General features: G+C 36.0%; 16 protein-coding genes. 9 read left to right on the top strand and 7 right to left on the bottom strand.

Going from position 1 to position 21,937, the window contains the following annotated elements; translation table 11 throughout:
• Positions 1 to 101: 101 nt before the first annotated feature.
• The 5 genes from FVQ77_12310 to FVQ77_12290 all read left to right on the top strand — a co-directional run bounded on the left by FVQ77_12310 (position 102) and on the right by FVQ77_12290 (position 5,494).
• Positions 102 to 1,772: a peptide MFS transporter gene (locus FVQ77_12310; protein MBW8051097.1), complete on the top strand. Its 1,671-nt coding sequence runs from the start codon at positions 102 to 104 to the stop codon at positions 1,770 to 1,772.
• A gap of 256 nt (positions 1,773 to 2,028) precedes the next feature.
• Positions 2,029 to 2,568, top strand: a complete 540-nt coding sequence (locus tag FVQ77_12305; protein MBW8051096.1) for a hypothetical protein — start codon at positions 2,029 to 2,031, stop codon at positions 2,566 to 2,568.
• A 24-nt stretch (positions 2,569 to 2,592) separates the two neighbouring features.
• Complete coding sequence (locus tag FVQ77_12300; protein ID MBW8051095.1) at positions 2,593 to 2,982, top strand: DUF1987 domain-containing protein; 390 nt, start codon at positions 2,593 to 2,595, stop codon at positions 2,980 to 2,982.
• A 101-nt stretch (positions 2,983 to 3,083) separates the two neighbouring features.
• Entirely contained in the window at positions 3,084 to 3,605 is a 522-nt protein-coding gene (locus tag FVQ77_12295; GenBank protein MBW8051094.1) for a hypothetical protein, read from the top strand.
• Positions 3,606 to 3,754: 149 nt separating this feature from the next.
• Positions 3,755 to 5,494, top strand: coding sequence for a M28 family peptidase (locus FVQ77_12290; protein ID MBW8051093.1), 1,740 nt, complete (start codon positions 3,755 to 3,757; stop codon positions 5,492 to 5,494).
• A 253-nt stretch (positions 5,495 to 5,747) separates the two neighbouring features.
• On the opposite strand, the gene FVQ77_12285 is transcribed toward FVQ77_12290, so the two are convergent.
• On the bottom strand, positions 5,748 to 6,845 hold the full coding sequence (locus tag FVQ77_12285; protein ID MBW8051092.1) for a T9SS type A sorting domain-containing protein: 1,098 nt from the start codon (positions 6,843 to 6,845) through the stop codon (positions 5,748 to 5,750).
• Positions 6,846 to 7,484: 639 nt separating this feature from the next.
• Here FVQ77_12285 and FVQ77_12280 point away from each other — a divergent pair.
• Together FVQ77_12280 and FVQ77_12275 are read left to right on the top strand one after the other, a co-directional pair.
• The gene (locus FVQ77_12280; protein MBW8051091.1) at positions 7,485 to 7,838 is read left to right on the top strand and encodes a hypothetical protein; all 354 of its coding nucleotides are present in this window, start codon (positions 7,485 to 7,487) and stop codon (positions 7,836 to 7,838) included.
• Positions 7,817 to 9,196 (top strand): iron-sulfur cluster-binding protein, encoded by a 1,380-nt coding sequence (locus FVQ77_12275; protein ID MBW8051090.1) that lies wholly within the window; start codon positions 7,817 to 7,819, stop codon positions 9,194 to 9,196. The genes FVQ77_12280 and FVQ77_12275 overlap by 22 nt, the downstream gene beginning before the upstream one ends.
• Before the next feature lie 274 nt (positions 9,197 to 9,470).
• On the opposite strand, the gene FVQ77_12270 is transcribed toward FVQ77_12275, so the two are convergent.
• Together FVQ77_12270 and trkA are read right to left on the bottom strand one after the other, a co-directional pair.
• On the bottom strand, positions 9,471 to 10,919 hold the full coding sequence (locus FVQ77_12270) for a TrkH family potassium uptake protein (protein ID MBW8051089.1): 1,449 nt from the start codon (positions 10,917 to 10,919) through the stop codon (positions 9,471 to 9,473).
• A 29-nt stretch (positions 10,920 to 10,948) separates the two neighbouring features.
• Entirely contained in the window at positions 10,949 to 12,292 is a 1,344-nt protein-coding gene (trkA, locus tag FVQ77_12265; protein MBW8051088.1) for a Trk system potassium transporter TrkA, read from the bottom strand.
• 144 nt (positions 12,293 to 12,436) lie between these two features.
• Here trkA and FVQ77_12260 point away from each other — a divergent pair, with 144 nt between their 5' ends.
• Positions 12,437 to 13,882, top strand: a complete 1,446-nt coding sequence (locus FVQ77_12260; protein MBW8051087.1) for a DUF5103 domain-containing protein — start codon at positions 12,437 to 12,439, stop codon at positions 13,880 to 13,882.
• 89 nt (positions 13,883 to 13,971) lie between these two features.
• Here FVQ77_12260 and FVQ77_12255 read toward each other — a convergent pair whose 3' ends face one another.
• From FVQ77_12255 to FVQ77_12240, 4 genes are all read right to left on the bottom strand, one after another.
• Positions 13,972 to 14,283, bottom strand: coding sequence for a DUF2442 domain-containing protein (locus FVQ77_12255; protein MBW8051086.1), 312 nt, complete (start codon positions 14,281 to 14,283; stop codon positions 13,972 to 13,974).
• Positions 14,280 to 14,504 carry a DUF4160 domain-containing protein gene (locus tag FVQ77_12250; protein MBW8051085.1) on the bottom strand — a complete coding sequence of 75 codons (225 nt, stop codon included), beginning with the start codon at positions 14,502 to 14,504 and terminating at the stop codon, positions 14,280 to 14,282. Before FVQ77_12250 ends, FVQ77_12255 begins: the two co-directional genes overlap by 4 nt.
• A 458-nt stretch (positions 14,505 to 14,962) precedes the next feature.
• On the bottom strand, positions 14,963 to 16,093 hold the full coding sequence (gene ychF, locus FVQ77_12245) for a redox-regulated ATPase YchF (protein MBW8051084.1): 1,131 nt from the start codon (positions 16,091 to 16,093) through the stop codon (positions 14,963 to 14,965).
• A gap of 163 nt (positions 16,094 to 16,256) precedes the next feature.
• Entirely contained in the window at positions 16,257 to 17,351 is a 1,095-nt protein-coding gene (locus FVQ77_12240; GenBank protein MBW8051083.1) for an AI-2E family transporter, read from the bottom strand.
• Between the two features lie 323 nt (positions 17,352 to 17,674).
• Here FVQ77_12240 and FVQ77_12235 point away from each other — a divergent pair, with 323 nt between their 5' ends.
• Positions 17,675 to 21,760: a PAS domain S-box protein gene (locus tag FVQ77_12235; protein ID MBW8051082.1), complete on the top strand. Its 4,086-nt coding sequence runs from the start codon at positions 17,675 to 17,677 to the stop codon at positions 21,758 to 21,760.
• Positions 21,761 to 21,937: the final 177 nt, after the last annotated feature.

Raw genomic sequence — 21,937 nt, 5'->3', positions numbered from 1 at the left:
AGTTTTTTTTGTTAATATTGTGCCGGTAAAATTAAGACTGCCTGTTGCTTCCGTATATGTTGAACAGGGGCAGTTGCCAAACGAATAATAAATAACTAAGTATGTTCGGACATCCAAAAGGCTTATTTTATTTGTTCTTCACAGAACTTTGGGAACGATTCAGCTATTATGGTATGCGGGCTATTCTGGTATTGTTTATCTACGCCTCCATAGAGAATGGTGGCTTAGGATGGACAAAAGTAGAAGCCCTGTCACTTTATGGTTGGTATACTATGTTAGTATATCTGATGTCAATTCCGGGTGGAATATTGGCAGACAGAGTATTAGGACAGAAAAAAACGGTAATGCTTGGGGGGGCGCTTTTATGTGTAGGGCATGGTACATTAGCAATACATGGAGAGACGGCTTTTTTTATTGGCTTGACTTTAATTGTATTAGGAGTTGGAGCGCTTAAACCCAATATTTCAACTATGGTAGGTGGGCTATATGGACAAGGAGATATTCGAAGAGATAAAGGTTTTACTATTTTTTATATTGGTATTAATATTGGCGCTTTTCTCGCTTCAGTTATAGTTGCTATTGTAGCTGAGCAATTTGGATGGCATGTTGGTTTTGGCTTGGCAGGAATAGGAATGGCAATTGGCCAGGTTTTCTATATCTATGGACAAAAGACTTTGAAGGGTGTTGGAGATTATGTGAAGCCAGAAAGAATAGAAGGAACAGATACATCCAAGCCCCTCACACCAGTTGAAAGAGACAGAGTAAAATTACTGCTTATATCATTTCTTATTATAATCGTATTTTGGGGTGCATTTGAACAGGCGGGTGGATTAATGAACATATATGCTCATGAAAAAATAGACCGTAATCTTTTTGGCTTATGGGAAATACCTGCCGGGGTATTTCAATCTGTCAATCCATTATTCATTATGTTATTTGGAACGCTCGTTGCTGCATTTTGGGTAAAGAGGAGATTAAAAGGAAAAGAAGAGTCCTCTATTTTTAAAATGGCTATCGGAACCATTATTATGGGGATGGGATTTTTTGCTATGTCTGCTGCTTCTGTTGAGGCAAGTTCGGAACCCTTCGGAAAAGCAGGGATATACTGGTTAATTATTGCTTATTTTTTACATACTATTGGCGAGCTGTGTGCGTCACCGGTAGCATTATCTTTTATTACAAAACTGGCGCCTTTAAAGTATGCATCTATTATGATGGGTGTTTATTTTGCTGCAACAGGTGTCGGTAATAAAATAGCTGGATGGGTGGGGGAAGCTGCACAATCTGAACCTTTTGAAATTGAATTGGTAGCAGATAAAAGTAATCTAAAACCCTTTGTACAGGATAGTATCATCAATAATGATATGAATATTTCCATCAGGGCTAAAATTTATAATGATAATAGTGGAAATATGGTAATCACTCTAATAGATGATGATAAAATTATCAATTCATTTATTTCTTTGGATGAAGAAAATAACAAAAGGTTAGAACAAAAACTTGCTGAAGAATTAGCCACAAAAGAAAATCAGATGAACGCAACTCTAAAACTTGAGAAAGACATTGAAGCAAAGAAAATAAAGGTAAATAAAGGTGATGGTAAAAATTATAGCGGAACTATTGAAATTGAAGAAATCCAGAATAGCTATGAATTAAAAACATTTTCATTTATTGCAATATTTACAATTGCTTTTGGTTTATTGTTAAGGGCATTTTTAAAAACATTAAAAAAACTCGCCCATGGCGCAGAAAAAGTTAAAGAACAAATATAAGGGCATCTCTAAAAACTACACCATACATTCCCCTCTATCAAGAGGGGCAAGGGGTGTGTTTTAAAAAATATGTAGTTTTTAGAGATGCCCATAAGTAAATAAAAATCTATCAGAATAGATGTTTTTTAAAAATTTTAGTTTTTATTTGCAATATAATAAATAAACCTTTAGCTTGGCACTAAATTTTGGATTGCGCTTTGTTAGTTGATTTTTAAGAATGATTTTATGATGATAGTTAAATAGAATTTTTCTAAGAATGTTAAATACCTATGAATATTTCAAAAAGATGGAGAAGGAGAACATTTTGCTCTCTTTCAAAGGAAGTGTAACTGCCGAATTGCTTACGTCTATTTTACTGATCACTGAAACAAAGCTTAAAAAAATAGAAGATAAACCTATTGTAAAGAAAAAAGTATTTAATATACTGGTAGAATGCTTACAGAATGTTTATCATCATTTTGATAATCCTGATATGGATAATGGAGCGCTACATTCAGCTATATTAATGATAGGCAGGGAAGTTGATAAATATTTTATATTAACAGGAAATTATATCCTTGTAGAAAAAGTGGATGATTTGAAAAGACGATTAGAGCAAGTAAACTCTTTGTCAAAAGATGAATTAAGAAAATTGTACAGAGAAGTGTTAAATAACGAGGACTTTTCTGAAAAAGGAGGAGCCGGATTAGGGCTAATTGACATTATGAGAAAATCAGGTCAAAAAATTGGCTATAATTTTCATCCGGTTGATAAAAAACATTCATTTTTTAGCTTGCAGGTTAAAGTATCTACATAAACCACGTGAAAAAACTATTTTCTTATGGAAAAAATATCTATTAAGGCAACATCGAAAACACCACAAGTAGAATTTGACCCTGATAGTGGTGTTTTAGCAATAACAGGGAGGTCGATACCTGAAAATTCGGTGGATTTTTATAAACCAATATTAGAATGGTTGGATGATTATACAAAGATTGCTAAAGACAAAAAACAAACCGTTTTTAAATTTAAGTTAGAATATTTTAACACCAGTTCTTCAAAATGTATATTGGATATTTTCAGGAGGCTGGAGAAGCTTTACACTGATGAAGTGAATATTGCCATAAAGTGGTATTATGAGGAGGATGATGAAGATATGTATGAATCGGGTGAAGATTTTAAGGAGATCATGGATATTCCAGTGGAATTGGTAGAAATAAAAGAGGCATAATTTTTAAATACGAGGTACGAAGTATGAGGTACGAATTCGGTAGAGACGACCAAATTGGGCGTCTCTACCGAATTCGTACCTCGTATTTCGTAATTTGTAATATGGCTGATAATTCAAATAAAGGACTTCTTTTTGATAATGAGAATACAGTTCTTATACACTCGAAAGGTATATTATTAGAAGATAAAAAGCATTCATTAGAAGATATATATAAAGAATATAGCGCTTTGAGCCACCAGTATGGGCAGTTGCTTAGTGAAGCCCAGGTAATAACAAAGGTAAGTGACAGACTCCAGAATAAACTAAATTCTGCTAGTGAACAGGTACGGGAGATTAATGATCACTTAGAGGTTAAAAACAAACAACTTCAGGAAACCATAGATGAATTGACTAAAGCGCGGGTTGGGCGAAAAGCTACTACAATAGTTATTCTCATTGCTGTTTTTCTTTTTATTATTGCCGAAGCGTTTATTGAACCCAAAATAGAGGCAGCAGTTAAAAACGCCATTTTAGCATTATTTTGTAAATTTGCAGTGTTTTTAGTGCTTCTTCCTGTTGACTTTATAGTGAAAACCACATTATTAAAGCGGGCTATTAAGCAGGCTAATCGTGCTTCTGATTAAAACAAAAAAACTGCCACAAAGACACAAAGTCACAAAGATACACGAATAAATTTTTGTGAAACTTGGTGCCTGCCTGCTGCAGGCAGGTCTTTGTGGCAGTTTTTTATAGGTTTTGTAAAGACTTCTACACGAAATTTCTGCACAAAGGAATGAAAATTATTAATCCTTATTGTTTGTATAATCTTTCAGGTCTGCGTTATCGTTTTCGGAGTAAAAAACTATTTCTACTTTTTGCTGGCTTGTATTTTTCCTTTTCAACTTTTTCCCAGTTAAACAAAGATACAATTGCTATCAAATATGCTGAAACCATAAAGACAGATGATATTTCTGAATATCTGCATGTTCTGGCTGCTGACAGCCTTGAAGGAAGAAACACCGGTGAAAAAGGCCAAAGAATGGCAGCTTACTATATAGCAAAACATTTTGAAAAAAATGGATTAATTCCAGTTGTGGAAACTAATCCGGATTCTGGCAGTTTTCTTTATGCAACAAAAGGAAAAAGTTATTTTCAGGCCTTTGAACTTTTTAAAAAGGAATGGGGAGAAGTTTATCTAAAAATAAAGGGTAAAGGAAGAGGGACAAAGAGCGAGGAGGAAAAAGCACTTTTTTTAAAAGATTTTTATTGTTTGGTAAGTATGAATGTACCTGAAGAAACTGAGACAGAATTGGTATTTGCCGGCTATGGTATTGAAGATAAAAGCTATTCAGATTATCAGCCTGTTAATGTAAAAAATAAAGCTGTAATTATATTTTTAGGCGAACCAATAGATGCTGATGGAAGATCATATATCACAAATGATAATATTAAATCGATCTGGTCAAATGGATCTTATGGTGAGCAAAAAAAAATCACTATAGCTAAACAAAAAGAAGTTAAAGCTGTTTTTTTCGTTTACAGATCAAATGAGCTATTCGAAGAATTGTTAAACAATGATAAGCAGTGGGTACAAAGTCCCCATTATTCTTTTGAAGAAGAACCTGATATACATAAGCTGCCTGTTTTTTATATCCCCCCAAATATTGCCGCAAAAATGTTCAATACAACTCAGAAGGAACTTTTTAAAGTTTTATCCAGAATTGATAAAAATGGCAAGCCATTAAGCGGGTATTTTGCCCGTCTAAATAAGGGAAATATAGCTAACAAAATCGTTTATAGAGCTGAAAAGAAAGAAAGTAATTTTATTACCGAAAATATTTTGGGCTTAGTTGAAGGAACCGATAAAAAGGATGAAATTATCGTTTTAAGCGCTCATTATGACCATTTGGGAATCAAAGGAGGTAAGATATACAATGGCGCAGATGATAACGGGTCAGGAATTTGTGCCATAATTGAGATTGCCCAGGCATTTATGGAAGCCAAAAAAGCGGGATATGGGCCAAGGCGAAGTCTGTTGTTTATGCCAACTACAGGTGAAGAAATAGGCCTGTTAGGGTCTCATTACTATACTGAGAATCCTGTCTTTCCTATGGAAAATACCATTGCAAACCTTAACATTGATATGATCGGAAGATTAGACGAAAAATATCAGGATAATCCGGACTATGTCTATCTGATCGGTTCAGATAGATTATCTACCGAATTACATCAAATAAGTGAAGAGGTAAATAAAACATATAGTAATTTGCATTTAGATTATACCTATAACGCTAAGGATGATCCTAACAATTTTTACTACCGGTCTGATCATTATAATTTTGCAAAAAATGGTGTGCCGGTAATATTTTATTTCAATGGCACCCACGAAGACTACCATCGACATACCGATACGATTGATAAAATATTATTCAAAAAAATTGAGAAAATTACAAAATTAGTCTTCTTTACTTTATGGGAACTGGCGAATAGAGAAGATAGGATCAAAGTGGATGTAATATCCAATGATGAATGAAAGTTGACAATTATCAGTTTGTGTAATAAAAGATATTCCCTAAATTATTTCTAATTTTGTATGTTTTGAGATTAACCGTTTTAAACCGTTTGTATTCGATAATAAATGGTTGTAAACGGATAACATGATAAATTTTTCGTTAATTGCCTGATAATCAGCTAATAAAAATCATGCTAATTTTTTTAAAATAAAATCAGGTTATTACCTTTAGCCACTAGTTGGCAAACATTCCATAAAAATCACGATAATAAATCTAATCACTCAGAAGTACCTTCCTAGTAACCACCCTGCCTTCAGATTGTACCCTTACCAGATAAACCCCGCCTTCATTTATGCTTATGATAGCAGGCAGATTGGTTTTTGCTACTTCCTGCCCCAGAAGGTTGTAAATACTTGCCGTGCCATTGCCTGCTATGGTTACGGTGTTGTTATTGGTGGTTATTGTGGGTTGGTTTGGTTCGTTGTCTTCAATGCCAACAGTACAATCACTACTAAAAATTGCAGTAGAATCTTTCTGCGAAGACCAATTAGCATTTGCCCATTCAGTATCATCTACTGATATACAGGTTAAGTTAGGATTACCTGTGGCGTAAAAACTACCCCCAAAAGGGAGCATATTAACATTATTCCCATTTCTGACATCAAGGCCGGTTAATGAATTAGAAGGACAATATAAATCTGTAAGTACTGAATTATTTGAAACATCGAGGCTGGTTATTGAATTACCCATACAAGCTAAAGTTGTCAGTGCTGTATTACTGGAAACATCAAGGCTGGTTAATAAATTATTGTTACAATTTAAATATGTAAGCGCTGTGTTGTTGGAAACATCAAGGCTGTTTAATGAATTGTCGAAACACCATAATTCTTTAAGTACTGTATTATTTGAAACATCGATGCTGGTTAATTGATTGTAGAAACAACTTAAATCTATAAGTGCTGTACAACCGGAAACATCAAGGCTGGTTAATAAATTGGAAGAACAACCTAAATCTGTAAGTACTGTATTGTTTGAAACATCGAGGCTGGTTAAAGAATTGTAATGACACTGCAAATTTATCAGCGCTGTACAACCGGAAACATCAAGGCTGGTTAAGGAATTGCCGTAGCAATATAAAACTGTAAGCGCTGTAAAGGCTTCGATACCTGTTAAATCGGCAATACTCGACCATGTAACAACAATAGTATCTGTAAAAGCCGTTGCCTCTGCAACCTGTATTTCACTATCTCCATTTGTGTTGATAGTGATATCCGCAACCAGAGCGGCCTTAAAATTGGCATCAGGGATATTTACTATCTGCCCAAAAACAGATTGGCTCAATACCAGAAGGAAGAACAAGAGTTTCTTCATACCCATTATTAATTTGTGTTGATACGGTAATATTATTAAAAGGTTGCTTCGCAGCCCCGGTTATTATTGAATTTTCAACAAAGATAGTTCTTTTTTAGGAAAATAAAATATACAAGAAACTCTAATGATGTATCAACAAACTCTAATAATGCGTCTGAAAACTCCAATGATGCGTCCAAAAATACTAATAATGTGTTCACAAACTAGAGTGATGTGTTTGTAAACAACGTAAATTCGCTTACTAAATAAAAACGATTTGCCAACAATGGGTATAGGTAATGGCGGTTGACATCAAAACAGGTACATTTGAGTAATCAAAAACACTGTTCACGTTTGACCAATACGTTTTCAAAAACCGCCACTACCCATACCCGAACCGTCAGACTGTCTAAAAACTATCATAAATTATTAATTTGTCATTAAGGAGAAATAATAACTCATTGAAAACAAACAACATACAATCAACTAGTTTTGCAAAATAGTTGTAATTCACAGTTTTTAGACGAACTGCCGTTATACACAAGTAGGCATTTTTTTTGGATTATAAATCAAGATTATAAATAAAAATAAAGCAATATCTATTAAAGAAATTGCTTAACTTTGAAAAAATATTGAGCTACTGATTATAAGATGCCAAAAATGAAAATAAAAACACTTGCAACAATTTCGACACTCTTGACACTAACTGCTGCATTGACAGCTTTTGTAGTACTCAACCGAGACAAAGACAAAAAAAATGAAAACAAGCAGACCATTACGGCTGACACGTTAACAACTTTACAATCCGACAAGGTTACAATTATTGACACTCGGAAAATAAATGAAGCGACTGAAAAAGAAGATGCCAAACCAACGACAGACAAAGTATCCTATTGGAACTCTTTTACAGAAATGAAGCAAATGCTGACCGGACAGAAACAAATGGACTTCAAACGTGCAGTATTCCTGACAGAAAATTTAAAAGATTATTTATGCAACGAAGTACTAAGTTAAATTCATTCCTAAAAGCCGCTGAAACTAAAGCCTTCGATCAAGATCACCGTAAAAAGATCAATTTCAATATAGGTAAATATAATGATGCTGTTGAAGTGGGTGTGCATCAGTTTTCTGACTATGAACTGGCCAGGCAAAGGGCTGCCTGGATAAAAGCTCAAACCATCAATAATTTAGATCGCTATCTTATTGAATTTGAAAAAAAGTTTACAAAAAATGGGGGTAAACTTATTTGGGTGCAGGATAAGCAGGAAGCAACCAAAGAAATACTGGCTATTTTCGAAAAAAAAAGTGCGGGTTTAGCGGTCAAATCAAAATCTATGACCACTGAAGAGATTGACCTCAATGAATCGTTGGAAGCGAACGGTATTGAAACTGTTGAAACAGACCTGGGAGAATATATTGTACAGTTGGCAGGACAGAAACCCTACCATATAGTCACCCCGGCAATGCACTTCTCTAAAAAAGATGTCTCCGATTTGTTTCATAAAAAACTTAATATTCCTCCTACAGATGATGCACGTGTGCTGACACTTGCAGCCCGAAAGCTATTACGTGAAAAATATATAAATGCTGATATTGGTATTACCGGTGGGAATTTTCTCATAGCTGATATAGGAGGTGTAGCCATTACCGAAAATGAAGGTAATGCAAGATTGTCAACTACATTTCCAAAAACACATATAGCTGTGGTGGGCATCGAAAAAATGATTCCATCTATCTCTGATCTCGCTCTGTTTTGGCCGCTCCTGGCAGCCAGCGGGACGGGTCAGTGGCTAACGGTTTATAACACTATATTTACAGGCGCAAGACAAAACGATGAGCATGACGGCCCCGAAGAAATGTATGTGATCTTATTAGATAACGGCCGGACAAAACTATTAGCTAAAAGTGATAAAAGACAGGCATTATCTTGTATCCGTTGCGGAGCTTGCCTCAATGTATGCCCGGTTTATAAAAACATCGGAGGCCATACCTATGCTACTACCTACAGCGGCCCTATAGGCTCCGTTATCACTCCTCATTTTGAGGGCTTCGAAAAATTCAAACACTTAAGTTACGCCAGCTCCCTTTGTGGAGCATGCTCAACGGTTTGTCCTGTTAAGATTGACATTCATAATCTTTTACTGCTGAACAGAAAAGAAAGTGTAAAAGAAGGCTCGTCATCTAAGTACGAAAAATTTGGATACTTCTTCTGGAAAAAAGGCGTGAAAAACAGAAAGCTGATGAATTTTGCAGGCACCGGCATTAAAGATAGGATTTTTGGTGCACTATTTAAAAAGAACTGGGGAAAAAGAAGAAGTATGCCTGTTTTTCCTAAAAAATCTTTTAATCAGCTTTGGAAGAGCAAGCACTAGTGTAGCAACAATTTAGTTTTGCAACATTAATTAGTAATAAATAGATTCTTTCGTTATTAATCAACAAATGGTTATATGGCTATATGGTTAAATGGTTTGTGATGAGATTAGAGACGCCCAATTTGGGCGTCTCTAATCTCATAGGTTTAAACTCGCTGCTTAATTGCTGGCAATTTAGTTACCATAAAGCCATATAACCATATAACCATAAAGCCATATAACCATATAACCATAAAGCCATATAACCATAAAGCCATATGACCATATAACCATATCACCTCCTCCAAAATCCCCTGTTAAACAAGATCAACACCGTAAACAATTCAAGCCGACCAAGTATCATCAGGAATGATAAAAACCATTTACCTAAATCGGGTATGTGGTGATAGTTGTCTACGGGGCCTACTGAACCGATGCCAGGCCCTATATTTCCCAAAGATGCAATGACTGAACCGATTGCAGATTTGAAATCGAGCCCCAACATAGACATAAAAACACAACCAAAAGCAAATACAATGATATATAACAGGAAAAAAGCCAGCACATTAGACATGATCTGTACCGATACTGCCTTGCCGTTTAATCTAACAGGAATTACTGCATTGGGATGTAAAAGCCGTTTAAGCTCTGCTATACAGTTCTTCCATAAAAGCAGGTGGCGTACCACTTTTATACCTCCAGCGGTAGAACCGGCACATCCGCCAATAAACATGAGTGCAAAGATCAAAAATCCTAAAAGCGGGGACCAGCTTTGATGGTTTGCAGTAACAAAACCAGTAGTGGTAACAATGGAAACAACCTGGAAACATGCGTCCCTGAAAGACTGCTCTAAACCGGTGTGCTTACCTACATACAATCCCAATGTAACAATAAGCGTAAAAGCGCCAACAATAAGGCTATAAAACCAAAATTCTTCGTTTGTCCATATCTTTTTAAAGTTAAGCTTCAAGCTAAAATAATGAAGTGCAAAATTCATCCCTGCAAGAAACATAAAAACTATGATCACATATTGTATAAAAGGGCTATAATAGGCTATACTAGCTTGTTTTGTGGAAAATCCCCCTATTGACATTGTAGTAAATGAATGTGAAAAAGCATCGTACAGATCCATACCTCCAAACAGTAAAAATCCGGTTTGAATTATTGTGAGCAGTACATAGATCCCCCATAATCTTTTTGCAGTTTCTTTTATATGAGGATGGAGCTTATCAGTGGTTACACCCGTAACTTCTGCAACAAATAACTGCATACCTCCAATACCCAGGAAGGGTAGGATAGCAAGTGAAAGTACGATAATTCCCATGCCGCCTATCCATTGCGTCATGCTTCTCCAGAATAGTACGCCTTTGGGCAGTGCCTCTATATCATTTAGAATGGATGCACCGGTGGTAGTAAATCCGGATATTGATTCAAAAAAAGCATCGGTATAATTTGGGATAGCGCCACTGATCAAATAAGGTAAAGCGCCAAACAGTGAAATTACTAACCAACCCGAACTTACAATGAGATAACCTTCTTTTTTGCCTATATTTTTATTTTCATTTTTTCTAGTCGAAAACCACAATGCAGCGCCTACCAGGGCAGTTATCATGGCAGATGTTAAAATTGCTGATACATCGCCCGATTTATAATAGAGTGAAAACGGCAATGCAAAAAGCATCAGGATGCCATTCAAAATAAGTAAGAAGCCTAATACGTTGAGAATTATTTTGTAATTTAGCATAAGCAATAAACATTGAAATTCTGATACAATTAATTAAAGTATTGCTCAATCTTATGAACTGCATCCGGGAGCGAAAAAACCACTACCATGTCATTTTCCTCTATTTTCGTACTTCCCATTGCTATAAAACCTTCATCTCCCCTTACGATACCACCTATGATCGCACCTTCGGGAACTTCTAACTCCCTGATAGGAACTTTTGTAACTTTGGAACCGGGTTTTGCAACAAATTCCAATACTTCTGCATTTATACCGTGCAGGTATTTTAATTCTTTTACTTCGGCCTTCATCGTATATTGAAATATATGGCTTGCAGTGATCATTTTTTTATTAATCAAAGTATCGACACCCATCTTTTGAGCAATGTCTATGTAGTCAATATTTTCTATCAGCGCTATGGTTTTTTTTACGCCATATTTTTTAGCCAACACACAAGAGAGAATGTTTGTTTCGGAATTCCCGGTAACTGAAATAAAGGCATCCATATTATTAATACCTTCTTCAGTGATCAATTCAGCATTTCTGCCATCGCCATTGATTACCAGGGTATTTTTTAGCTTATCTGCCAATTCAAAACTTTTTTCTTTATTCATCTCAATTAATTTTATGTTTCCATGTCCCTCAAGCTTCTTTGCTGTCTTTATTCCGATCCTGCTTCCGCCCAGGATCATAATATTTTGCATCTTCATTTTTTTTCTTTTGCCTATATAGTCTTTTATTTTTTCAATCCCTTTCGGATGTGTGAGCACACAAACAAGGTCACCTGCTAAAAACTTTTCAATACCGGTAGGAATAATTGTTTGTGAATCGCGGTGTATTGCCACAGCCCTGAAATTCAAATGTGGATTTTCCAGCGCTATCTGGCGTAATGTCATATCTATAATAGGGGTATTTTCTTCTAATTTTAACACCAGCATTACCAATTTTCCTCCTGAAAATTCAAAAACATCGGTTGCTTCAGTCTCTTTAAGCAACCCTGTTATTTCCGATGCAGCCAACTCTTCGGGGTAGATCATGTGATCAATGCCCAGATTTTTAAATGCTTCCGTATCTTTTCGGTCCAGGTATTCTGAATGATGGATCCTTGATATGGTTTTTTTTGCACCAAGGTTTTTCGCCAGTATTGCCGTTAACGTATTTACAGCCTGGGAATTAGTAACAGCTATCACCAGGTCTGCATTTTTTACATTCGCTTCTTTCAAAATATGGATAGAAGTAGAAGAACCTTCAATTGTTAAAAGATCGGTATGAGATTCTACCTGTTTAAGCAAATCAACATCCGGATCAATCACAACAATATCGTGTTTCTCGCCACTCAACAGTTTTGCAAGATGAGTACCTACATCACCGGCCCCTGCAATAATAATTTTCATAAGGCAAAAGTATGTAATATCTGTTTACCCCGTTAGATATATTTAAAAAAGTTTGAACTTTATATTTTTTTCTTAAATTTGTAATATCATTAGATTTCAAAAAAAACTTGTGAGTAAAGTGCAGTGTGTCTAACGCTATGTGCCATGTACTTTGTATTCACTGTAATTTCGAGTTTCGAGTTTCGAGTTTCGAATTTCGAATTTCGAGTTTCGAGTAATGAAACAATGATACACTGTAACAATGATACCGTATTACTCTGCTTTTGCTTCCTTCTTCCCTCCTGCGTACCTTTCAGCCAGCAAATAAGCGCTACTGATACTGAACTACCCTATTATAAAGAAAAACGAATCCGTACAGATGATCATATCTATGAAAACAATATCAAAACCGTACTTTTTTATCCCTTTTACGATACCCCAAATGATGTTTTGGACCCGCCATTGAGTCCGATAGATCAAAATATACCTTTAATATTAGAATTTGATGAATTGGATAACGACTATTATAACTACAAAGCAAAGATCATACATTGTAACATAGATTGGTCTGTTTCGCTGCTCAATGAAATGGAGTATCTTTATGACTATAACCAATTTTTCATTGAAGATTACCAATTATCAATTAATACCAAGGTACAATATATTCATTATAAATTTGAGCTGCCTAAAGTAAAGCTACCCGGCAATTATGTCTTATTGATCTATAGAGAAGATGATGAGCACGATCTGATCATTTCAAGGAGATTCATGGTGTATCAAAATAAAATAAGAATAGTGCCTGAAATTGGTTTTTCAACCGGGATCGCAGAAAGAAATTCCATGCAACAGGTAAACTTTAATATAAGTTACCAGAATTATGAGATCATTGATCCCAGGGAACAAATAAAAGTAGTCGTCAGGCAGAACCATCGCTGGGATAATGCCATTTATAACCTCAAACCCAACTACGTCAGAGAAGAACAAAAACTATTGGAATATAATTTCTTTGATCTTGAAAACAACTTTGAAGGAGGAAATGAGCACAGGTTTTTTGATATCAGAAGCATCCGGTTTTTAGGTCGTAATTTGAAAAAAATAGATATTACGGATGAAAAAAATCTTGTAACGCTGCTAACTAGTAAATCCAGAAGTAATGAAGTGTATAGTGAAGAAATTGACATAAACGGTAAATACATTATTGACGTTTATGAACCTGGAAACCCGGCAACCGATGCAGATTACGTTTACGTGAATTTTATATTACATTCTCCTGAAGAAGCGAATGGCAATGTTTACATTTTTGGTGGCTTGTCAGACTGGAAATTAAACAATGACTTTCAGATGATTTATTACCCTGAAACGATGAAATACACAGGGCAGGCCTTCTTAAAACAGGGGTATTATAATTATAAATATGTGATCAAACTTTTCGAGACACTTCCTTCCACTATACCTGGTGGAAACACCCGACACCGCTTAGATGAAACCTGGTTTGAAGGAAGTTATTATAGTACAGAAAATATTTATGATATCCTGGTTTATTACAGACCAATCGGTACCCATGCCGACCTTTTATTAGGGTATGTTTCAAGGGATTATAAGGGGGAGTGAAGGCAGTAGGCAGCGGCAGTTGGCAGTTAAGGCAGTTGGCAGTCGGCAGTCGGCAGTAGGCAGTGGGCAGTATTGTCAATTGTCAATTGTCAACTGCCTATTTCTTTTGCAGGTTCAACTGTCAATTGATAAACCACATTTGGGTCAATATCAAGGGATGCAGGCTTGGTTTTTCCGTCTAAATCTTTCATTTTAATTCCATTTTCCCAATACAAAGTAATTCCATCACATTTAACTTCACAAAATCTTTTTTTATCTAAAAGTTGATAATAACTACTTTGAGGATTCTTAGCTTTGTTTTTAATAAAATCTTCTAAATCAACGGTTCTGATTTTATTATCATTCCACTTACATTTAATCGCGTAAGGTGATACATTTAATATTTTAGTTATCCATTTCATATCAAAGGTTGGATCTTTTTATATGTTTGAATTTCAGCTCTCAAATCCAAAAAATTTTTTAATAATTCCTCTTTATGAATATCTGCCCATACCTGTATATATTTATGTTGTTTTGATGGAAGACTACCGGCTAAAATTTCTCCTGTTTCTATTTCTATCATTGCATGGTATTCATTATATAATGCATGAAAATGGGGAGGATTATGGTCATTTCCGTACATCGGAGTCCCACTCCAAGTGGGGCTCCGAATGAAGATTGCCATAATCCCCTATTGGGAGCCCCACGGGAAGTGGGACTCCCATGGGGTTATAATGCCCATTTTATTTCATTGCATTCATCCTCACCCAATACTTAAACCCAATTATTATCTTATCAAACGTACTTAGCTTATTCAGGTCTTTGTGAACGTACTTTGGCAGTATTATCTTATTTATTTTAGCTAAAAGCTTAAAAAATAATCGCATAATTCCGTTAATTAATTCGTGAGTTCACTCTAAAAAGTCTTTTTTGCCACAAAAGCACAAAAACACAAAATCCCACTAAAAATTAACTAATTGATTTTCAGGGTTTTGTGGGATTTAGTGCTTTGGTGATTTGGTGGCATTTTTATTTTTTGGACTTATTAGAGTGGACTCATTCATGAAACTTGAAACTCTAAACTCTGAACTTTATTTCATTTTATACATTAAATTTAAACAATATAATATCCCCATCCTCCACTACATAATCTTTCCCTTCAATAGCCATTTTACCGACTTCTTTACATGCTAATTCGCTTTTATATTGCTGAAAATCGCCAAATTTAATAACTTCAGCCTTAATAAATCCTTTTTCAAAATCGCTGTGAATGACGCCTGCAGCTTGTGGTGCTTTACTGCCTCTATTGATAGTCCAGGCACGAACTTCTTTTTCACCAGCAGTAAAAAATGTTGCCAGGTCCAGCAATTTATAAGAAGCCCTGATCAGTCTTGATAAACCCGATTCTTCCAGTCCATATTCTTTTAAAAACATCTTTCTTTCTTCTTCATCACTTAATTCAGCGATCTGGGCTTCAATAGATGCGCAGATTGTTATTATACTTTCACTGCTATCAGGGACGGAGGGCGAACTGCTACTGCTACTTCTTTTTACGGCTTCCTGCAGTGTTTTAACATATTGGTTACCATTAATGATGGTCTGTTCGTCTACATTAGCAGCATAGATTACCGGCTTTTCAGTAAGTAAAAAAAGATCATCAACAGCTTGCCTTGCTTGCTTATCCAGGCTAATGCTTCGTGCAGGTTTTCCAGCTTCAAGGTGCAATTTGTATTTTAATAAGACTTCAAGATTGTTCCTGGCTTCCGAATCTCCGCTTTTAACGGTTTTTTCTGTTTTATTTATCCTTTTATCAACTGTTTCCAGGTCCTTTAACATAAGTTCAGTATCAACCACCTCTTTATCTGCCACAGGGTCAATATTGCCGGAAACGTGCGCTATATTTTGATCTTCGAAACATCTGAGTACATGAATGACGGCATCAACTTCTCGAATATTGCCGAGAAATTGATTACCCAATCCTTCTCCTTTGCTGGCGCCTTTTACGAGGCCTGCTATATCTACAAATTCAATTGTGGTGGGCGTTGTTTTTTTGGGTTTTACCAGATCATTTAAAACATCAAGCCGCTGGTCAGGTACTGCCACTATGCCCAAATTAGGCTCTATGGTACAGAAAGGAAAGTTTGATGCTTCTGCTTTTGTACTGCATAAAGCATTAAATAAGGTTGATTTACCCACGTTTGGTAGTCCGACTATTCCACATTTTAATGCCATGAAAGTTAAGTTGTTAAGTTGTTGAGTTATTGTACCTCAACATTTATGTTGAGTATTTAAACAATAATTCAGTTAATATCGGTTAATACCGGTTACTTTTTGAAATGGGATTTCCATTGCAACCATTTTTAACCGTTTTTAACTGCTATTAACTTTTTACTTTTTACTTTTTACTTTTCTTAAAAATACTATAACTCTCGTACCCTTTCCATAATTCAACAACCGTTACCCTCAATATAGTATAAACAGGAATTGCAGCGATCATGCCAACAGGACCTGCCAGTGCTGCTCCGGCAAAGATCACTACAAAAATCTCCAAAGGATGTGCCTTTACACTTTTTGAAAAGATAACAGGCTGAAAAATGATATTGTCAGTGATCTGAACGGCAGCAAATACGGATACGATTTTCAGGATCAATACCCAGTATTCGTTCCCAAAATTTGCAAAGGATAAAGTTGAAAGGCCTACAATGATCCCAAATAATGCTCCTAATAAGGGCCCAATATATGGGATCAAGTTCACAATGGCGGCAAATACCGCAATAGTGACTGCATATTTTACCCCCACTATAGTAAGGCCCAAAGCGGCTATGGTGAATACGGCAAACATCTGGGACAACAATCCGAGCAAATAATTCGTAAGCAATTTATCTATTTTGTTCAGGGCGCTAATAGTAAGTTCAAAATATTGGTTTGGTACCATAGCAAGGAATAAATCGCGAAGAAGTCCTTTTTGATAGGCAAGGAAAAAGGTTATAAAAGATACAGCTAAAACAGTTACGAAGAGATTGCCGGTAAAGCTGAATATGAAATTTAATATCTCGCTAAAATCCAGGCTGCGTACCAATGAAATTATAGTTTCGCGGATGTTGTCAAGAAATCCTTGTTCACCTTCAATGATCCGGTATTGAATTAAATAATCTTCAACTGCTTTGACCGGAATAAGAATAGTTTCGGTCAATCTGTCAAAATCAATATTAACGATGATTTGTACCTGTTCAGAGACAAGAGGAACAAATAACAGCACAAAGAGCCCTACCACAAATACAAACACTAAAAATGATAATAGTACAGCCAATGCCCTTGGAAACCTTACTCTAAAAATTTGTATCTGGCTTATCCGTTCAGTGAGGGGCCTTAAAATGGTAGCTAAAATGATAGATACTACAAAGTATATGACTATATTAGAAAACAACCATCCGAGAAGAACGATCAGGGCGAGTATTAAAAAAATATTTAGAGTAAATTTATTGAACATTTTGAAGTGACGTGTTTAGGGCAATGAACAATTAAAAATTAAAAATTTAAAAGTAAAAATTAGAAATTAAAAAGTATTATTCTTCACTTTTTCCTTTTTCCTTTTTACTTTTTACTTTTTACTTTTTACTTGGATCCCGAAGGGTAAAGATTTAACGGGGTAAATATATGAAAATTCCGGTTTATTGGTTATCGGTTAATCAGATATTATTATTCTAAATAAAAAAAGCTAATAAACACCAAAAAAGTCAACTTTTTTAAATAGCTTTACGCATATTTATTTGCCAATTACACCAAATAATACTATTGTACATTCATGCAGCAATGAAGAAATTCGTTTCCATATTATTAATCTTCAATTTTCTCCCGATTTTATCGGGATTCAATCTTCACCCCGTGAGATATTTATTTTTGAAAGCGAAGTGGGTTAATAGTTTTTCGCACTATTATTATATTATTGTATTGTTGATATTAATCTTATCTAACGGGGTGAAATTAAAAGCTCAGCGCTACAATTTCCGGAACTTCTCGGTAGAACACGGTCTGTCTCAGTCAAGTGTATATGCTATTTGCCAGGATAATAAAGGATACCTGTGGTTTGCAACTGATGGCGGGGGTGTAAGCAAATTTGACGGGATCAAGTTCGTAAATTATAATACAACGGATGGTTTAGTTAAAAACAGTATCAATGTCATTCTGGAAGATCGTAAAGGCAATCTGTGGTTTGGCTCTGCAGGTGGAGGCTTAAGCAAGCTGATAGCAAGTGATAATGAAAATTTACCGCCTGTGTTCATTAATTTTACTACAGATGATGGATTATGTAATAATAATGTCAGGGCGATATGTGAAGACAGTAAAGGGCATCTCTGGTTTGGTACTGATGGTGGTGGGGTGAGCGAATTTGACGGTAAAAGGTTTTATAATTATAATGAAAAAAATGGCCTATACAGTATTAACATCTTCTCAATAATAAAAGATCAACAAGGAAACCTGGTATTTGGAACCGGTAATGGCGTCTATAAATATTACAGGAGAATTGGTTTTGTTAATATTACCAGAAAACAAGCAATAAACAAGTTTCCGGTTTTCTCTATCATTCAGGACAGTAAAGGCAATTATTGGTTTGGTTCATTTGGAGGTGGCCTTACCAAATACAACCCAAATGAACACCCGGATTATCAATTTATCAACTTTACTGTACGTGATGGTCTAAGTAATAATAAAATATGGGCTATAATAGAAGACAAAAGTAGTAATCTATGGTTTAGCACCGATGGAGGGGGAGTGTGCATGTTGTCACGGGAAACTCTTTACGAACAAAGTAAAGGGAGGGGCCAATACCGGTTTAATAAATTTACCTCCGCTGAAGGATTATGCAGTGATGAAATATTATCAATTTTCCAGGACAGGGAAGGCAATATATGGCTTGGTACTTCCGGAGCCGGGATCTGTAAGTTTGAAAGCATGCGATTTTCCATTTATTCTGAAAAGGGAGGATTAGCTGATAATATGGTTTTTTCAATCTTTGAGGATAGATCAGGAAGCTATTGGTTTGGTACTTATGGTGGGATCAGTAAATATGACCCTGATAAATTACATTATACGAATTATAGTGTAAACGATGGTTTAATCCATAATAAGGTCAGGCAGATAATTGAAGATCGTAAGGGAGATCTGTGGATAGCTACCCGGGAGGGTGTGAGTAAGCTTGTCCGGGATAAAAGTCGTGGATCTCGACCAATATTTATCAATTATGCAGAAAAAGATACTTGCCCCGATGGCAGTATCAACTGCATCGGGGGCTTAAGTAATAATTTGGTCTATACCGTTTTTGAAGACCGCCAAGGTAATATATGGTTTGGTACCTATGAGAGTGGTGTTACTAAGCTTAATGTAAGCCAAAACAAAGGTAGAGATCCTTCGCCTCAATTTACCTATTATACAGAAAAAGATGGCCTGGCAAATAATACAGTAAGAACCATTTACCAGGATAGCAAAGGGTACCTCTGGTTTGGCACTAAGGGAGGTGTGAGTAAACTTATACCGGGTGATCCACTACATCAAAGATCGAACCCCGATACGCTCGTACCTCGCTACGGGGCAGGCATTGAACATCAAACATCAAAAGGGTCTCCCCAACACTTTATTAATTATACAGAAAAAGATGGCTTAAGCAATAATTATGTTTTTACCATTTTGGAAGATGATAAAGGTAATATGTGGTTTGGTACTTATGGCGGTGGTGTTAGTCAGTTGATGGCGAACCTACCCCTGTACAAAGCAAACCGCCCGCGGCTGAAACTACCTGGCAGATCGCAGCGTTCAAGTAGCAAAAGCGATGGCAAAGCCCCCCCATCGGGGGGGGCTTCTTTTATTAATTTCACTGAAGAGGATGGTCTAAGTTCAAATACAGTTTATTTTATAATTTTTGATGATGATAAAAATTTATGGATAGGAACCAACAAAGGCATAGATAAGCTGGATATTGATTATTATAAAAAATCATTGCAAAAGAAATTTAAGCATTACGGCAAAGAAGAAGGTTTTTTGGGCATTGAATGCAATACCAATGCTGTGTTAAAAGACAGCAAAGGCGACTTATGGTTTGGTACAATTAAAGGCGCTATTAAATATCTGCCTCAAAAGGATAAGCTCAATCTGATTGAGGCAAAAACAAAAATTATCCGTCATAGGGTATTTCTAAAAGATACTTTGTTACCACAAAACGCTGTGTTACCTTATGATCAAAACCACATATCATTTGAATTCATAGGTATATGTTTTACCAATCCGAATAAAGTCAGGTATTCTTATATACTGGAAAATTTTGATAAAGACTGGGCGCCACGCACTTCTAATAACCAGGCAGTATATTCCAACCTGCCGCCCGGATCGTATACCTTTAAAGTAGAATCGTGTAACAATGACGGATTCTGGAACCGGGAGCCTACCACCTTTAGCTTTACTATCACCAATCATCCCTTGAAAACAAAGTGGGCTTATGGTATGTATATTTTAGCAGTTATAATTGGGATTTTTCTTTTTATTAAATTACGTGAACGAAATTTGATCAAAGTAAAAAGAATACTGGAAGAGAAGGTAGATTTACATACCAAACAACTTCAAAAAGAAAAGGAAAAGCTGCAAAAAGTCAATATAAACCTCGAAAAGCTCTCTATTGTAGCCAGTAAAACTGATAACGGTGTGATAATAACTGATGCCAATGGAAATATAGAATGGGCAAATGAAAGTTTTACACGATTAACCGGCTATAGTCTTGAAGAATTTAAAGCAAAAAAGGGATACAACTTGATTGATACGAGTCACAATCCCAACATTAAACAGTTGATAAGTGAATGTATTGAAAAAAAACATTCGGTAGTTTATGAAGCGCTGAACTATACCAAAACAGGTGAAGCGCTCTGGGTACAAACAACGCTCACTCCAATATTAACAGCTCGCGGGAAGGTTAAAAATTTGGTAGCCATTGATTCGGATATAACCAAAATAAAAAACGCACAGGCAAAGATCAGGCAAAAAAATATGGATTTTACAGATAGTATGAACTATGCCAGGGATATACAACAGGCTATGCTGCCTTCATTAAAGGATATTGGTACCCTTTTACCTGAATCCTTCATTTTATTCATACCAAGAGATATTATTGGTGTGGACCTATACTGGTTTACAGAAAGAAACGGCAAAGCTTTTGTAGCCGCTTGTGATTGTTCGGCACAAGGTATGCCGGGAGCATTCATATCTATGATCGGAAATAATCTTTTGAATCAAACAATTATTGAAAAAGGTATTGAAGATCCTGCTGAAGTTTTGAAATTACTCAATATTGGTTTTGAATCTGTTTTTTCTAAATCTGATGGAGGACGAAGTCTAATGGACATCGAACCAGCATTGCGGGAGGCAGGGGGGCTTGGCAAAAGTGCTGGCAAAGTCCCCTCTTCGGGGAGGACGGTGTCTAATGGACATCGGGCCGGCATTGTGGGAGGCAGGGGGGCTGCTATGGAGGTAGCATTATGTGTTATTGATAAAAAACACAAAAAATTGCAATTTGCCGGTTCGCGAAGGCCTCTCTACCTCGTCAGAAATAACAGCCTGCAAGAGATCAAAGGTGTAGAGACGAGGCCCCGACAGAATCGGGATTTCGCTGTCGCTCAACATGCCTTGTCTCTACAAAAAAATGATACCTTATATTTATGTTCAGACGGTTATGCAAACCAGTTTGGCGGTCCTGGCGTCAAAAGGTTTTTGAATAAACGCCTCAAACAATTACTCCTCGATATTCAACCCCTCTCCCTGGATCAGCAACACGATACCCTGAAAAAGACTTTTGAAAAATGGAAAGGAAACCGCCAGCAATTTGATGATGTGCTGGTGATTGGGATAAGGATGTAGATGAAACCACGAATTACACTAATTACACTAATTTAATTTGTGTAATTCGTGTAATTCGTGGTTTCATCTTTTCTTGGATTTTTAGGTAAATAACTTTTTTCCTATCTTGCACCCATGAAACCGTTTTGCAAAAACTTGTCCCGACCCCCCGCATTGGAAAATAGAGATAAATACAAA

The organism is Cytophagales bacterium (assembly GCA_019456305.1).
GTDB lineage: Bacteria > Bacteroidota > Bacteroidia > Cytophagales > VRUD01 > VRUD01.
The sequence above is the reverse complement of the archived record's forward strand: the minus strand, read 5'-3'. Positions and strand labels throughout refer to the sequence as shown.

Coding starts and splice junctions, on each gene's coding strand:
- FVQ77_12310 (MBW8051097.1), top strand. CDS start 102: ATGTTCGGACATCCAAAAGGCTTATTTTATTTGTTCTTCACAGAACTT.
- FVQ77_12305 (MBW8051096.1), top strand. CDS start 2,029: ATGTTAAATACCTATGAATATTTCAAAAAGATGGAGAAGGAGAACATT.
- FVQ77_12300 (MBW8051095.1), top strand. CDS start 2,593: ATGGAAAAAATATCTATTAAGGCAACATCGAAAACACCACAAGTAGAA.
- FVQ77_12295 (MBW8051094.1), top strand. CDS start 3,084: ATGGCTGATAATTCAAATAAAGGACTTCTTTTTGATAATGAGAATACA.
- FVQ77_12290 (MBW8051093.1), top strand. CDS start 3,755: ATGAAAATTATTAATCCTTATTGTTTGTATAATCTTTCAGGTCTGCGT.
- FVQ77_12285 (MBW8051092.1), bottom strand. CDS start 6,845: ATGAAGAAACTCTTGTTCTTCCTTCTGGTATTGAGCCAATCTGTTTTT.
- FVQ77_12280 (MBW8051091.1), top strand. CDS start 7,485: ATGAAAATAAAAACACTTGCAACAATTTCGACACTCTTGACACTAACT.
- FVQ77_12275 (MBW8051090.1), top strand. CDS start 7,817: ATGCAACGAAGTACTAAGTTAAATTCATTCCTAAAAGCCGCTGAAACT.
- FVQ77_12270 (MBW8051089.1), bottom strand. CDS start 10,919: ATGCTAAATTACAAAATAATTCTCAACGTATTAGGCTTCTTACTTATT.
- trkA (MBW8051088.1), bottom strand. CDS start 12,292: ATGAAAATTATTATTGCAGGGGCCGGTGATGTAGGTACTCATCTTGCA.
- FVQ77_12260 (MBW8051087.1), top strand. CDS start 12,437: ATGTACTTTGTATTCACTGTAATTTCGAGTTTCGAGTTTCGAGTTTCG.
- FVQ77_12255 (MBW8051086.1), bottom strand. CDS start 14,283: ATGAAATGGATAACTAAAATATTAAATGTATCACCTTACGCGATTAAA.
- FVQ77_12250 (MBW8051085.1), bottom strand. CDS start 14,504: ATGTACGGAAATGACCATAATCCTCCCCATTTTCATGCATTATATAAT.
- ychF (MBW8051084.1), bottom strand. CDS start 16,093: ATGGCATTAAAATGTGGAATAGTCGGACTACCAAACGTGGGTAAATCA.
- FVQ77_12240 (MBW8051083.1), bottom strand. CDS start 17,351: ATGTTCAATAAATTTACTCTAAATATTTTTTTAATACTCGCCCTGATC.
- FVQ77_12235 (MBW8051082.1), top strand. CDS start 17,675: ATGAAGAAATTCGTTTCCATATTATTAATCTTCAATTTTCTCCCGATT.